This window comes from Pseudomonas sp. KBS0707, from assembly GCF_005937945.2.
Taxonomy (GTDB): Bacteria; Pseudomonadota; Gammaproteobacteria; order Pseudomonadales; family Pseudomonadaceae; genus Aquipseudomonas; species Aquipseudomonas amygdali.
On the sequence record NZ_CP041754.1, the window covers coordinates 5,710,286 to 5,723,176 of the forward strand.

At 58.6% G+C, this 12,891-nt stretch carries 16 protein-coding genes; 11 read left to right on the forward strand and 5 right to left on the reverse strand.

The annotated features are described in order from the left end of the window. Nucleotides 1-3 precede the first annotated feature (3 nt). The 8 genes from FFH21_RS27540 (at nucleotide 4) to FFH21_RS27575 (ending at nucleotide 7,325) form a co-directional block, all read left to right on the forward strand. Nucleotides 4-327, forward strand: coding sequence for an NAD(P) transhydrogenase subunit alpha (locus tag FFH21_RS27540; protein WP_002555867.1), 324 nt, complete (start codon nucleotides 4-6; stop codon nucleotides 325-327). Beyond that, nucleotides 324-1,778 (forward strand): NAD(P)(+) transhydrogenase (Re/Si-specific) subunit beta, encoded by a 1,455-nt coding sequence (locus FFH21_RS27545; RefSeq protein WP_011169894.1) that lies wholly within the window; start codon nucleotides 324-326, stop codon nucleotides 1,776-1,778. The genes FFH21_RS27540 and FFH21_RS27545 overlap by 4 nt, the downstream gene beginning before the upstream one ends. 180 nt (nucleotides 1,779-1,958) lie before the next feature. Next, nucleotides 1,959-3,452, forward strand: coding sequence for an acetyl-CoA hydrolase/transferase family protein (locus FFH21_RS27550; RefSeq protein ID WP_004666590.1), 1,494 nt, complete (start codon nucleotides 1,959-1,961; stop codon nucleotides 3,450-3,452). A gap of 320 nt (nucleotides 3,453-3,772) precedes the next feature. Further along, nucleotides 3,773-3,988 (forward strand): DUF1127 domain-containing protein, encoded by a 216-nt coding sequence (locus FFH21_RS27555; RefSeq protein ID WP_002555870.1) that lies wholly within the window; start codon nucleotides 3,773-3,775, stop codon nucleotides 3,986-3,988. A 310-nt stretch (nucleotides 3,989-4,298) separates the two neighbouring features. After that, nucleotides 4,299-4,616 carry a DUF2388 domain-containing protein gene (locus FFH21_RS27560; RefSeq protein ID WP_002555871.1) on the forward strand — a complete coding sequence of 106 codons (318 nt, stop codon included), beginning with the start codon at nucleotides 4,299-4,301 and terminating at the stop codon, nucleotides 4,614-4,616. 86 nt (nucleotides 4,617-4,702) lie between these two features. Continuing rightward, nucleotides 4,703-5,008 (forward strand): DUF2388 domain-containing protein, encoded by a 306-nt coding sequence (locus tag FFH21_RS27565; protein WP_002555872.1) that lies wholly within the window; start codon nucleotides 4,703-4,705, stop codon nucleotides 5,006-5,008. 38 nt (nucleotides 5,009-5,046) lie between these two features. After that, complete coding sequence (locus FFH21_RS27570) at nucleotides 5,047-5,367, forward strand: DUF2388 domain-containing protein (RefSeq protein ID WP_002555873.1); 321 nt, start codon at nucleotides 5,047-5,049, stop codon at nucleotides 5,365-5,367. Continuing rightward, nucleotides 5,364-7,325 carry a DUF4105 domain-containing protein gene (locus tag FFH21_RS27575; RefSeq protein WP_011169895.1) on the forward strand — a complete coding sequence of 654 codons (1,962 nt, stop codon included), beginning with the start codon at nucleotides 5,364-5,366 and terminating at the stop codon, nucleotides 7,323-7,325. Before FFH21_RS27570 ends, FFH21_RS27575 begins: the two co-directional genes overlap by 4 nt. Here FFH21_RS27575 and FFH21_RS27580 read toward each other — a convergent pair whose 3' ends face one another. From FFH21_RS27580 to FFH21_RS27600, 5 genes are all read right to left on the reverse strand, one after another. Next, entirely contained in the window at nucleotides 7,326-7,703 is a 378-nt protein-coding gene (locus FFH21_RS27580) for an SCP2 sterol-binding domain-containing protein (protein ID WP_002555875.1), read from the reverse strand. Between the two features lie 167 nt (nucleotides 7,704-7,870). Then, a complete protein-coding gene (locus FFH21_RS27585) occupies nucleotides 7,871-8,326 on the reverse strand; it encodes a hypothetical protein (RefSeq protein WP_011169896.1) in 456 nt (151 codons plus the stop codon). A 250-nt stretch (nucleotides 8,327-8,576) separates the two neighbouring features. Continuing rightward, nucleotides 8,577-8,852, reverse strand: coding sequence for an HU family DNA-binding protein (locus tag FFH21_RS27590; protein ID WP_002555877.1), 276 nt, complete (start codon nucleotides 8,850-8,852; stop codon nucleotides 8,577-8,579). Between the two features lie 190 nt (nucleotides 8,853-9,042). Beyond that, nucleotides 9,043-10,191 carry an NAD(P)/FAD-dependent oxidoreductase gene (locus tag FFH21_RS27595; protein WP_011169897.1) on the reverse strand — a complete coding sequence of 383 codons (1,149 nt, stop codon included), beginning with the start codon at nucleotides 10,189-10,191 and terminating at the stop codon, nucleotides 9,043-9,045. 37 nt (nucleotides 10,192-10,228) lie between these two features. Continuing rightward, nucleotides 10,229-10,396 (reverse strand): rubredoxin, encoded by a 168-nt coding sequence (locus FFH21_RS27600; RefSeq protein ID WP_002555879.1) that lies wholly within the window; start codon nucleotides 10,394-10,396, stop codon nucleotides 10,229-10,231. Nucleotides 10,397-10,582: 186 nt separating this feature from the next. Here FFH21_RS27600 and FFH21_RS27605 point away from each other — a divergent pair, with 186 nt between their 5' ends. The 3 genes from FFH21_RS27605 to phoB all read left to right on the forward strand — a co-directional run bounded on the left by FFH21_RS27605 (nucleotide 10,583) and on the right by phoB (nucleotide 12,891). Then, on the forward strand, nucleotides 10,583-11,143 hold the full coding sequence (locus FFH21_RS27605; RefSeq protein ID WP_004666596.1) for a chorismate lyase: 561 nt from the start codon (nucleotides 10,583-10,585) through the stop codon (nucleotides 11,141-11,143). Further along, nucleotides 11,143-12,033, forward strand: coding sequence for a 4-hydroxybenzoate octaprenyltransferase (gene ubiA / locus FFH21_RS27610; protein ID WP_004659057.1), 891 nt, complete (start codon nucleotides 11,143-11,145; stop codon nucleotides 12,031-12,033). Before FFH21_RS27605 ends, ubiA begins: the two co-directional genes overlap by 1 nt. 168 nt (nucleotides 12,034-12,201) lie before the next feature. Next, nucleotides 12,202-12,891, forward strand: coding sequence for a phosphate regulon transcriptional regulator PhoB (gene phoB, locus FFH21_RS27615; RefSeq protein ID WP_002555882.1), 690 nt, complete (start codon nucleotides 12,202-12,204; stop codon nucleotides 12,889-12,891).

The window sequence follows — 12,891 nt, forward strand, 5'->3', positions numbered from 1 at the left end:
CCAATGGAAGAGCTGATTTCCCCCGGCGTCTATAACCTGATCATTTTCGTACTGGCAATCTATGTCGGCTACCACGTGGTCTGGAACGTCACGCCTGCGCTGCACACGCCACTCATGGCGGTCACCAATGCTATCTCGGCCATCGTCATCGTTGGCGCCATGCTCGCCGCCGCACTCACGGTGACGCCGCTGGGCAAAACCATGGGCACGCTGGCTGTCGCACTGGCAGCGGTGAATGTGTTTGGCGGCTTTCTGGTCACTCGGCGGATGCTGGAGATGTTCAGGAAAAAGGCCCCCAAGGCAAAGGATGAGGCGCCGAAGTCATGAGCATGAATCTGGTCACCCTGCTGTATCTGATCGCGTCGATCTGCTTTATCCAGGCACTCAAAGGCTTGTCACACCCCACCACCTCACGCTGCGGCAATCTGTTCGGCATGCTCGGTATGGGTCTGGCGGTCATCACGACAATCGGGCTGGTGTTCAAACTGGCTGCGCTGTCTACCGCTGAAGGTACCAGTGCGGGCATTGGCTACATTGTGGTCGGCCTGCTGGTAGGCGGGACCGCTGGCTCGATCATGGCCAAGCGGGTTGAAATGACCAAAATGCCTGAGCTGGTCGCGTTCATGCACAGCATGATCGGCCTGGCAGCGGTATTCATCGCCATCGCGGCCGTAGTAGAGCCTCAGTCACTGGGCATCGTTGGTCATCTGGGCGATGCCATCCCCGCGGGCAATCGTCTTGAGCTGTTCCTCGGAGCGGCCATCGGCGCGATCACCTTTTCCGGCTCGGTAATCGCCTTTGGCAAGCTGTCGGGCAAGTACAAATTCCGGCTGTTTCAAGGTGCACCAGTACAGTTTGCCGGACAGCACAAGCTCAACCTGGTGCTTGGTCTGGCCACACTGTTCTTTGGTCTGACCTTCATGTTCACCGGTAGCCTTACTGCCTTTGCGATCATGCTCGCGCTGGCGTTCGTGATCGGTGTGCTGTTGATCATCCCGATTGGCGGTGCAGACATGCCGGTGGTGGTCTCGATGCTCAACAGCTATTCAGGCTGGGCAGCGGCCGGGATCGGCTTTTCGCTGAACAACTCGATGCTGATTATCGCGGGCTCGCTGGTCGGTTCTTCGGGCGCAATCCTGTCTTACATCATGTGCAAGGCGATGAACCGCTCGTTCTTCAATGTGATCGGCGGTGGCTTCGGCGGCGCAACGGATTCGGCAGGGCCGGCAGGTAGCAAGGAAGCCCGCCCCGTGAAATCCGGCTCGGCAGACGATGCCACCTTCCTGCTGACCAACGCCGACACCGTGATCATCGTGCCGGGTTACGGGCTGGCAGTCGCGCGCGCGCAGCATGCACTCAAGGAACTGACGGAGAAGCTGGTGCACCGTGGTGTCACGGTGAAGTACGCCATTCACCCGGTGGCCGGGCGCATGCCGGGGCACATGAACGTACTGCTGGCCGAAGCCGAGGTGCCTTACGATCAGGTGTTCGAGATGGACGACATCAACTCCGAGTTCGGTCAGGCCGACGTGGTACTGGTGCTCGGCGCCAACGACGTGGTCAACCCGGCCACCAAGAACGATCCGAAATCGCCCATTGCCGGGATGCCGATTCTGGAGGCATTCAAGGCCAAAACCATCATCGTCAACAAACGCTCGATGGCCAGTGGTTACGCTGGTCTGGATAACGAACTGTTCTATCTGGATAAAACCATGATGGTATTCGGAGATGCCAAAAAGGTGATCGAGGACATGGTGAAGGCCGTCGAAAACGCCTAGCCTGACCCTGCCACATTAAAGCCCCGGCTCGCTTGGCGACCGGGGCTTTTTACATTCTGCGTAACAGTGTTTTGCGCTGAAAGCCGCCAATTAGAGCCCTCAAATGCGACCTTGGTAGCAGGACGAACCTCGTTCAACGCTCTAGACTTGTCGCTCGCTTCTATCTACGAGACAGAATCCATGTACCGTGACCGTATCCGCCTGCCCTCCCTGATGAGCAAGGTTATGAGCGCAGCCGACGCTGCCGCCTTGATTGAAGACGGCATGACCGTCGGCATGAGTGGCTTCACCCGTGCAGGCGAAGCCAAGGCCGTTCCCCATGCGCTGGCCGAGCGCGCCAAAGTGACACCGCTGAAAATAAGCCTGATGACCGGTGCCAGCCTGGGCAATGATCTGGACAAGCAACTGACCGAGTCCGGCGTGCTGTCCCGGCGCATGCCCTTTCAGGTCGACAGCACACTGCGCAAGGCAATCAACAACGGCACGGTGATGTTCATCGATCAGCACTTGTCCGATACCGTCGAGATGCTGCGCAATCGGCAGATCAAGGCGGTGGACCTGGCGGTGATCGAATGCGTTGCGATCACCGAGGAAGGCCATCTGGTGCTCAGTACCTCTGTCGGCAACTCGGCCAGCTTCGCGATTCTGGCCAAGCAGGTGATCGTGGAAATCAACCTGTCGCAGCCGCTGGAGCTGGAAGGTCTGCACGACATCTATATACCCAGCTACCGGCCGACGCGCCTGCCGATTCCGGTGCTGGAAGCAGACTCGCGCATCGGTAGTCATGCAGTGAAGATAGATCCGGCGAAGATCGTCGGTATTGTCATCAGCAACCAGCCAGATTCACCGTCCACCGTCACGCCACCTGACGCCGACACGCAGGCCATCGCCAATCATCTGGTGGAGTTTTTCAAGAAGGAAGTGCGCCAAGACCGGCTTACCGACAAGCTGATGCCACTACAGGCGGGTATCGGCAATATCGCCAACGCCGTGATGCACGGCCTGCTGGCGTCTCCCTTCACGGACCTGACGATGTACTCCGAAGTGCTGCAGGACTCGACATTCGATCTGTTCGACGCGGGCAAACTGACCTTTGCTTCAGGCAGTTCCATGACGTTGTCGGCGACCAAACACGCGGAAGTCTTTGCCGATTTCAATCGCTACAAGTCCAGGCTGGTACTGCGTCCCCAGGAGATCTCCAATCACCCCGAGGTTATCCGCCGCCTGGGCATCATCGGCATCAACACTGCGCTGGAATTCGACCTGTACGGCAACGTGAATTCTACCCACGTGTGCGGGACGCGCATGATGAATGGCATTGGCGGCTCGGGGGATTTCTCGCGCAATGCGCACCTGGCGATATTCGTCACCAAGTCGATTGCCAAGGCCGGCGCGATTTCCAGCGTTGTGCCGATGGTCAGCCATGTCGACCACACCGAACATGACGTTGACATTCTGGTCACCGAGCAGGGCCTGGCAGATCTGCGCGGCCTGGCCCCTCGCGAACGTGCGCGGGTCATCATCGACAACTGCGTACACCCGGATTACCGCGACGCGCTGAACGCCTATTTCAAAGCCGCTTGCGTGCTGGGCGGCCATACCCCGCACATACTGCGCGAAGCACTGAGTTGGCACATCAACCTGGAAGAAACCGGGCGCATGCTGCCGGGCTGAACAGGACAGTTGGAAGTGAACGAGACCTTTCCCGACCCACTTCCTGCTCGTACTCAACAGCTTCTTGAAAAACTGTACTGCTGTACCGGTCATAAAACTGCCTCAAATCGCCAAAATCACCATAATCGACCACAAAATGCACTCATATGGCGCTGACCGGTACAGTTGCCCCATTTATGAACAGAACAGTGCCCAATCACAGTTAACTGAACCCTCACAATACAAGTGAACTGTGTCTATGGAAGCTGGACGCGTGCGAGGAAAATGGGCACCAGTCAAGCAACTCACTTATCCCGCCACAAGCGGAAGGAAGTCACACCATGGAACGTACAATCAGTTCCGATCTGTTCAGCGAAAGCACCGTTACCACTGCAAAAGCTTCTTTGCCTCTGCGCGTATTCGCCAACCTGATGCTCTGGCAGCGTCGCCTGTCCAGCCGCCATCAACTGGCTCGTCTGGATGCACGCCTGCTGGCTGACGCCGGTATCAGCGAATCCCAGCGTTACGAAGAGCTGAGCAAGCCGTTCTGGCGCTAAATCAGCGCTCGCTGGTCCCAGACCTTAAAGTCTCTCGCCAGCAACCCGAATTGCTTCATACAAAACCCGTCTCAGGCAACCGAGACGGGTTTTGTCGTTTTCGGACAGGTACTTAACAGATTGCCAATAACAGCACAGTTTCAGATAAATCAAAAACGTCAGGTACAGTTACCAAATAATGCAAACTGTGCAAGCTGCAGCCATCGACTGCCATGACAAGCGCGCTATCAGTGGGATAGTCTAGCGCTCTACCTCGGCCCTTCGGCCTCGCAGGCAGCCTGTGCCCTTTTGACCACAATGGAACTCGATCATGTCTCTGCTACGTACCCTCGGCGCTGCCTTCCTGTTGACTGCTGCTGCAGGTGCCAACGCCTCTAGCTTTATTGTGACCACTGACGCAGTGGTCGATGCAGTCAATGCATCGACACGTGCCACGTCCAACATTTCCTCCTCTCTGAAAGACGACAAGATCGTTCTGGCCGCCCGAGACGATGCCGCCAGCTTCGTGGCCAGCTCCGGCGACATCCGTAGCGCTCGTCTCGAAGGTGCGCTGCAACACATCCGCCAGGTTCTGCCTGAACTGCAAGCGACCGACAGCCAACTGGCTCAGGCCATTCTGGCCATCTGACCGTTGTGCCCCGGCCATGTGCCGGGGTAGCTCTGGCCAGAGCATTGCGCTAGCCTTGCTACCTGTTTTGCCGGTTCGTGAAAGTCATGCGCTTACTGCACCTTCTGTTTATCGCACCCGTTGCCAGCCTGATGTGTATCAGTCAGGTTCAAGCGTTCGATACGACCACGCAGGGTCTGGTCAAGACCGGCTATGCAACCAGTCAGGTCACAACAGCACCTTTCGATAACAAACTCATGATGGCTGCCAGAGACGACGCTGCTGCGTTCATCGCCAGCGACGGAGATATACGCTGTGCCCGGCTTGAGGCCGCGCTGCACGCCCTGCGTCAGGCAGATGCAAAACTTCGTGCCAGCGACCTTGAACTGGCGCAGGCAATCCTCGTCCAATAGCCACTTCCCCCTCTTTGCGTAACTGGAGACGTCACCACATGCGTACCCCGCTGATTGCTGCTTCCCTTGGCCTGCTATTGCTGGCCGATTTTGCCCAGGCTCAGACCGTTGTAGCCACGAGCAACATCATCGTTCGCGCGTTTGGCCGTACCATTGATTTCACCTCGGACACCACCACATCGATTCGCGACTCCAAAGTCGTGCTCCAGGCCAAGGACGACGCCGCCAGTTACGTTGCCAGCGGCGGTGACATCCACGGTGCCCAGCTGGATGCTGCCTTCGATACACTGCGCACTCGCGTACCAGAAGCACGCGGCGCAAGCGATCAGACCCTGGCTGAAGCAATCCTCGCATTGTGAGGCGATTTCGCGCCTGGCTGCTTGCTGGCGCGCTGTCGCTGGTCGGGACGCATGCCTTTGCCAGCCTGAAGCTGGAACTGCACACGGACGGCCTCGATGCGCCGCAACAGCAAGCCAGCCAGACGCTGCTCGACGAAGCCATGCACGCGCTGCCGCCCAGCTTCGTCGACGCACTGGACCGAACCGTCGAGGTAAGCTGGTCCAGCGACATGCCGCAAAACGCCTATGGTCAGGCAGCGGGCCCTTATCAGCTATACCTCAACAGCCACCTGCTGGCCTCGTTGACCGACGGTTCGGCAGCCACCGCCCAGACAGGCCGTCCACACGGAACGGTGCGCCAGGAGTTGCTCGCCACCGTCCTGCATGAGCTGACCCACGTCTACGACCGCGCCCGCCTGTGGTCGCCCAGCGAGCGAGCGGCGATTTTTCGCTGCACATCACGTAGCAGTTCACTGGGCAAGGTAGGTCTGCCTGACGACTGCCGCGGCCAGACCGAGCGTCGCTTTACCATGAGTGACGACCCTCGCCTGCTGGACCTGGCGGGCTGGCAGCAATACGTCGGACGCCGCGGTGAACGCGAGGAACATAACGGCCAGGTCGCCCGCAGCCCGGATATCTACGAAACCACCAGCCCGCTGGAATTCGTGGCCGTGAACATGGAGTATTTCCTCCTCGACCCGGCCTACGCCTGTCGTCGCCCGGCACTGTATGCGTATTACAAAGAGCGCTTTGGCTGGGCACCCGCAGCACGGGATGAATGCCCCACGCACTACCCTTATCTGAATGCCGGCAGCGACTTCGGCCGTGAGCCGCTGGGCAAGCTGGACCCCGAGCGGGTCTACGCGGTGGATTATCTGCTCGCCGAGGCGAATCAGAACTGGGCAAGCCGCTGGGGCCACAGCATGTTGCGCCTGGTGATCTGCAAACCCGGTCGTCCTCGCGGGCCGGACTGCCGCCTGGACCTCGACCAGCATCTGGTCCTGTCTTATCGGGCATTCGTCGGCGATGTACAGCTATCGAGCTGGGACGGCCTGATGGGTGCCTACCCATCACGGCTGTTCGTCTTGCCGCTGGCGCAGGTCATCGATGAATACACCAAGACCGAACTGCGCAGCCTGGCCTCCTTGCCAATCAAGCTGTCGCGCCCGGAAATCGAAGGGCTGGTTCAGCACGCTGCCGAGATGCACTGGAGCTACGACGGCAATTACTACTTCCTCTCGAACAACTGCGCCGTTGAAAACCTCAAGTTGCTGCGCGCCGGTACGCACAATCCCAAGCTCGTCGGCCTGGACAGCATTTTGCCCAACGGCCTGCTTGAAGTCCTCAAAGGCCGAGGGCTGGCCGATACCAGTGTGCTGGACGACCCCAGAGAAGCATTGCGTCTGGGCTACCGGTTCGATTCCTACCGTGACCGCTATCAAGCCATGTTCGAGGTTTTGAAGAAGCACCTGCCGATCAAGCAGAACACCGTGGAAGAATGGATGGCCCTGCCAGCCAGTGAGCGCAGCCAGTGGTTCGCTAAGGCCGATCTGCGTACCAGTGCTGCGATTCTGCTGCTGGAGCAGGCCAGCCTGCGCAGGCAACTGCTATTGGCCCAGGACGAAGTGAAGCAGAGCTATCTCGGTGCACGCGAAGTGAAAGATGGCAAGGTCTCCAATGCCACCAAAACGCTACAGGAGATCCTCGCCAGCAGTGGCTTTCTCAGCCGGCCAGCCGAGCTGCTCGGCAGCGGCGGGTACGGTTTGCCACAGGCGGGGGAATGGCAGCGGCTTGAAGCAGAAAGCAGTCAACGCCAGAAACAACTCAAGCGCCTGACCGGCGATCTCGACAAGGAAGTGCGCGCCCTGCTGGAGCCCGAACGCGCCAAGGAAATTGCAGCCAACGAAGCCAACCTCAAACAGGTATCCGAGCACCTTCGGGCGCTGCACAAGGCGGCAGGCGGGCTGCAACTGCCGTGATCAGGCAGCTTTCTTTTTCGGCTTGAGGTATTTGACCAGGCCCTGGAACCAGATCACCAGGGCCGGGTTGCCCTTGATCTGAATATCCTTGTCCTGAATGCCCTTCATGAACGCCAGCTGCTTGTTCTTCGCCTGGAGGGTGTCAAAGCCAAAGGCTGCATCGCGAAACGAGATGGCAAAGGCTGGCTCTGCAACCACACCGCTGGCACTGCGAATGCGCTGATCGTGCACCACGAAGTGACGCGCGATTTTGCCATCTGCGGTCTGTAACTGAAATGTCAGGTCCTTGCCAGCCAACTGCTGCTGGAACGCGGGGTTGTTACGACTGGCGCGGGCCATTAGCAGGCCCAGCATCCACAATAGAAAACGAAACTTCATGCTCGGCCTCTGTACGCACTGGATCCGGTGATCAGGATCGGCGTGGCAGTGTAGCGGTTTATTGGCCCAAAACCTGTAGGACAAGATGAATTTCGAGGGAGATCGGTACAAAACACTTGTTGAACGCAAGGATGCTGCTTCGCGCGGGAAGCAGCATCACGACAGCATTAACGAATGCTGTTGATGTTGCCTTTGCTGCCGGTGACCTTTACATCAACCTTCTTGAAGATGAAGTAGTCCTTGATGCTGACTTCATAACGCGGCGCGACGATCAGATCGGCACCGGAGGATTTAACCGCCTTGAAGGCGGCTGCCGCTTTGGTCGTCGAGACAGGATCAGGCAGCGCCAGACCCAGGCCGCCACCGCCACTTGCACCACCGTAGGTCACCCCATCGACGAACTCGTTATCGCCGCCGAAACTCAGGAAATTGAACAACACATTGGTGGACGACTCGCCGCTGATGGTACCGCCTACCTTGACGTCCGCCTTGACGTCCGCCTTGAGGTCGGTTTTGACCGTGCCTTCCAGCGTTGCGCTTGGCTGGCTGACGTTGTAGCTCACGCAGCCGCTGGTAGCGGCGATCAGAGTTGCAACCGCAGCAAACTTCCATAGCTTTTTCATTCGAGATTTCCCAAGAGTAATTGAAGGGGTGCAGCAAGGGCGGGACTCTAAGGGAATCAGCAATAAGAAAAAGTCAGGCAAAGCCGGGGTTTGAGAAGGCATTCATACGAAATTGAGTAGGACAATTCTCACGAAGAGCTTCGACGAGTGATCGGCGGCACAAACGATACAAACAAAAAGCGGGCAACCAGTCTGAGTGGTGTGCCCGCCTGTGAGTTGCCCGCCTCCCGCCGAGGCGCACAACAGGGTGTCAAGGGTTGACGCTGTCTTTCAGGGCTTTCCCCGGTTTGAAGGCCACTGTGTTGCTTGCCTTGATTTTAACCGGCTCCCCGGTCTGTGGGTTCTTGCCAGTCCGGGCACCGCGATGGCGTTGCAGAAAAGTACCGAAGCCTACCAGCGTGACACTGTCCTTGCGGTGCAGTGCGCCAGTAATCTCTTCAAGGATGGCATTGAGAACACGATTGGATTGTTCTTTGGTGAGATCCGCCTTTTCAGCAATGGCGGCTGCAACTTCTGGTTTACGCATATGAAGCCTCTTTTACGGTTTTTTGTTTTTATGTCCCGCGCCGCTTTGTAAAAAACGGCAACAAGGCGCCGCGACGGCTCTACGTAGCGGCAGACAAGACCGAGGATGGCATGCCGAACCAGCCCGCGCCAGTGCGCAGGCGGGGTTTATTGGCAAAAATACGTGGTCTATCCGACAAAATGACGCGAAATTATGCCAATAACGCAGGCAAAACCTTGTTCAGTGCGAGTTTTTCCACAACTGCCGCGCCGGTCAGCGCATAGCCCAGCAGGTTGCCATCTGCGTCATGACACAGCGCCTTGATATCAGCCCCCTGCCCTTCGACACTCCAGCGGCCGTCGGTGCCACGCGGTGACGGCGAAACCACCAGCGGGCAGGCTGGCGTCTTTACGGTGATCGGCATGGGGCCATATTTTACGGCCGTTGGCGTTCCGGCCAGCGTCTGGGCCAACGCCCGAGCGCAGCTCATCAACGGCATGACATAGAGCAGGTTGAGGCCATCGACTTCAGCGCAGTCACCCAACGCATGGATGTTGGCGTGGGAGGTCTGCAACTGGCGATCCACCAGAATACCGCGCCCCGTCTGCAAGCCCGCGGCAGCGGCCAGATCGATGCGTGGGCGCAGACCAATGGCCGAAACCACCAAGTCGCAGTCCATCACCTGCCCGTCCGACAAATGTGCTTGCAGGCCGTCACCACTGCGATTCAGGCGGGTCAGCACCGGGCCCAGGTGGAAACGTGCACCCAAGCTTTCAAGGCCGGTCTTTACCGCAGCCGCAGCGGCAGGTGGTAACAGGGTTGGCATGACCTGCTCGCACGGCGCGACCAGATCCACTTCATAACCGCCCAGAATCAGATCGTTGGCAAACTCGCAGCCAATAAGCCCGGCCCCCAGAATCAGAACCCGACGCTTTCCCGCCGCAGCCGCTCGAAAACGGGCGTAGTCCTGAAGGTCGTTGATCGGGAAAATCGCATCGCCTGCATCACCTTCCACCGGTACGCGGATGGTTTCAGCCCCCCAGGCCAGCACCAGATCGCGGTAGTGAACCGCTTCTTCACCGATCCACAGACGCTTGTGGCCCGGGTCGATCCCGCTGATCCGCGTATGCGTGCGGACTTCAGCCTTGAGCTGATCAGCCATCGCGCCAGGCTCGGCCATGCTCAACCCGTCGGCTTCCTTGTTTTTGCCAAAGCCGGTGGAAAGCATCGGTTTGGAATAGGACCGGCCATCATCGGCCGTGATCAATAGCAGCGGCGTGTCTGCGTCCAGTTTGCGAAACTCTCGGGCGAGGTTGTAACCCGCAAGGCCGGTGCCGATGATGACCACAGGTGCGCTCATTGTTCTTCCCTATTCATTATTTTTCTGCTGTCTGCTATCAGCCGATTTCGATCATCTCAAAGTCCATTTTGCCCACACCGCAATCCGGGCACAGCCAGTCTTCCGGCACATCCTGCCAGAGCGTACCAGGCGCAATCCCGTCATCCGGCCAGCCGTCGGCTTCGTTATAGATCAGGCCACAGACGATGCATTGCCACTTCTTCATGTTCGGTTCTCTCGTTTATCAGGCTGAATAGCGTGTGACGGTCGATTGCCGTCTGAACGGGCGTTGTACTGATCGGCAGGCCCGGATGCAAGTCTGATTCTATAACCTGACGTACTACCGGCGGTCGGTCGAGGCCTGCAATCATGCTAAGCTCGCGGCCTCGTTGGCTGCCGGAACTGGCTTACCGTGACCCAGCAATCCCCCGCATTCATTAGCCCGATCTGGCTCAAGCGCGAGCAATTGATCGATGTGCCCGAACCAATAATGCTCGACTGGTTGTTCAATCAGGACTCCCTCACACGCCGGCTGGACCGTTTGTCTGACGGTGGCTTCAGCGTATTTCCGCAATTCGAAGGCTGGCAGGCTTTGCGCCGTGATGAGTGTCTGGCGCTGGGCCTGCCACTTGCCAGCGAAGGCTGGGTGCGCGAGGTGTACTTGTGCGGTAATGACAGCAACTGGGTATTCGCTCGCAGTGTAGCCGCCCGCAGCGCTTTGCAGGACGGTGGCCTGAATATGGATGAGCTGGGCACTCGCTCGCTGGGTGAGTTGCTGTTCAGCGACCCTGCGTTCGCGCGCGGCACCCTTGAAGTGTGTCATTACCCTGAAGCCTGGCTGCCTGACGCTGTTGCAGCTCGCGGACTATGGGCACGCCGCTCGCGATTCAGTCGTGGTGCGTTGAGCGTGCTGGTCGCCGAAGTGTTCCTGCCCGCTCTGTGCAATACGATCCATGACAAGGACCCTGTCTGATGTACCTGTCCCTTCTCAAATCCCTCAATCGTCTTAGCCCCCGCGCCTGGGACTTTATTCAGCTGACACGTATCGACAAGCCCATAGGCATTTACCTGCTGCTGTGGCCAACCCTGTGGGCGGTCTGGATTGCGGGCAAGGGCTCGCCGTCGCTGAAGACAGTGTTCATCTTCGTGGTGGGCGTATTTCTGATGCGCGCGGCAGGCTGCGTGATCAATGACTTCGCCGACCGCAAGGTGGATGGCCACGTCAAACGCACCGAGCAGCGTCCTCTGATCAGTGGCAAAGTCAGCTCACGGGAAGCGCTGGCGCTGTTTGCGGTGCTGGTCGGCCTGAGCTTTGTGCTGGTGCTGTTTACCAATGCGACAACCATCTGGCTGTCGTTCGGCGGTCTGGCGCTGGCTGCCTGCTATCCATTCATGAAGCGTTACACCTATTACCCGCAAGTGGTGCTGGGTGCTGCGTTTTCGTGGGGCATGCCGATGGCATTTACCGCAGAAACCGGCGACCTGCCAGCTGCGGCCTGGCTGCTGTACATCGCCAACCTGCTATGGACCGTGGGCTACGACACCTATTACGCAATGGTCGATCGTGACGATGACCTGAAAATCGGCGTGAAATCCACTGCCGTACTGTTCGGCGATGCCGACCGGGTGATCATCCTTACCCTGCAAGGTCTGGCGCTGGGTTGCCTGATGCTGGCCGGCGCGCGTTTTGAATTGGGTGCGTGCTTCTACATAGGCCTGCTGGCAGCAGCAGGATGCTTTGCCTGGGAATTCTGGAGCACCCGTCAGCGCGAGCGGGACGCCTGCTTCAAGGCTTTTTTGCACAACCACTGGGCCGGGCTGGCGATATTTTTGGGTATCGTCGCCGACTATGCGGTGCGCTGAAAACAGCCACCGCCAGCCTCTTTCCGACTGAAATAAACGCAGGATCGCGAGGCCCGCCGACCTCCCGAAACCTGTCGGCGTGCTAGCCTCAACCACACCTGTCACACGACTGCAATAATTCCGTTATCTAATGCGCCCCAAGACAGTTAAATGACAAGAGGTTCGAGCATGGCTGGCAGGAGCATCCTGATCGTTGACGACGAAGCGCCTATTCGTGAAATGATCGCCGTTGCGTTGGAAATGGCTGGATACGACTGTATTGAAGCCGAAAACTCTCAGCAGGCCCATGCGATTATCGTCGACCGCAAACCTGACCTGATTCTGCTCGACTGGATGCTGCCTGGCACATCCGGCATCGAACTGGCCCGTCGCCTTAAACGTGATGAACTGACCGGGGACATCCCGATCATCATGCTCACTGCAAAGGGTGAAGAGGACAACAAGATCCAGGGCCTGGAAGTGGGCGCCGACGATTACATCACCAAGCCCTTCTCGCCCCGCGAGCTGGTGGCACGTCTCAAGGCCGTGCTGCGTCGTGCCGGCCCGACTGATGGCGAAGCACCTATCGAAGTCGGCGGTCTGCTGCTCGACCCGATCAGCCACCGCGTCACCATCGACGGCAAACCGGCTGAAATGGGCCCCACCGAATACCGTCTGCTGCAATTTTTCATGACCCACCAGGAGCGCGCCTACACCCGTGGCCAGTTGCTGGATCAGGTCTGGGGCGGCAACGTCTACGTCGAAGAGCGTACGGTTGATGTGCACATCCGCCGCCTGCGCAAGGCCTTGGGCGATGCGTATGAAAATCTGGTACAAACCGTGCGCGGCACTGGCTATCGCTTCTCGACAAAGAGCTGA

What these genes read in the sequence shown, in the direction of transcription:
- FFH21_RS27540 (WP_002555867.1), top strand. Translation starts at nt 4, where the DNA reads ATGGAAGAGCTGATTTCCCCCGGCGTCTATAACCTGATCATTTTCGTA.
- FFH21_RS27545 (WP_011169894.1), top strand. Translation starts at nt 324, where the DNA reads ATGAGCATGAATCTGGTCACCCTGCTGTATCTGATCGCGTCGATCTGC.
- FFH21_RS27550 (WP_004666590.1), top strand. Translation starts at nt 1,959, where the DNA reads ATGTACCGTGACCGTATCCGCCTGCCCTCCCTGATGAGCAAGGTTATG.
- FFH21_RS27555 (WP_002555870.1), top strand. Translation starts at nt 3,773, where the DNA reads ATGGAACGTACAATCAGTTCCGATCTGTTCAGCGAAAGCACCGTTACC.
- FFH21_RS27560 (WP_002555871.1), top strand. Translation starts at nt 4,299, where the DNA reads ATGTCTCTGCTACGTACCCTCGGCGCTGCCTTCCTGTTGACTGCTGCT.
- FFH21_RS27565 (WP_002555872.1), top strand. Translation starts at nt 4,703, where the DNA reads ATGCGCTTACTGCACCTTCTGTTTATCGCACCCGTTGCCAGCCTGATG.
- FFH21_RS27570 (WP_002555873.1), top strand. Translation starts at nt 5,047, where the DNA reads ATGCGTACCCCGCTGATTGCTGCTTCCCTTGGCCTGCTATTGCTGGCC.
- FFH21_RS27580 (WP_002555875.1), bottom strand. Translation starts at nt 7,703, where the DNA reads ATGAAGTTTCGTTTTCTATTGTGGATGCTGGGCCTGCTAATGGCCCGC.
- FFH21_RS27585 (WP_011169896.1), bottom strand. Translation starts at nt 8,326, where the DNA reads ATGAAAAAGCTATGGAAGTTTGCTGCGGTTGCAACTCTGATCGCCGCT.
- FFH21_RS27590 (WP_002555877.1), bottom strand. Translation starts at nt 8,852, where the DNA reads ATGCGTAAACCAGAAGTTGCAGCCGCCATTGCTGAAAAGGCGGATCTC.
- FFH21_RS27595 (WP_011169897.1), bottom strand. Translation starts at nt 10,191, where the DNA reads ATGAGCGCACCTGTGGTCATCATCGGCACCGGCCTTGCGGGTTACAAC.
- FFH21_RS27600 (WP_002555879.1), bottom strand. Translation starts at nt 10,396, where the DNA reads ATGAAGAAGTGGCAATGCATCGTCTGTGGCCTGATCTATAACGAAGCC.
- ubiA (WP_004659057.1), top strand. Translation starts at nt 11,143, where the DNA reads ATGTACCTGTCCCTTCTCAAATCCCTCAATCGTCTTAGCCCCCGCGCC.
- phoB (WP_002555882.1), top strand. Translation starts at nt 12,202, where the DNA reads ATGGCTGGCAGGAGCATCCTGATCGTTGACGACGAAGCGCCTATTCGT.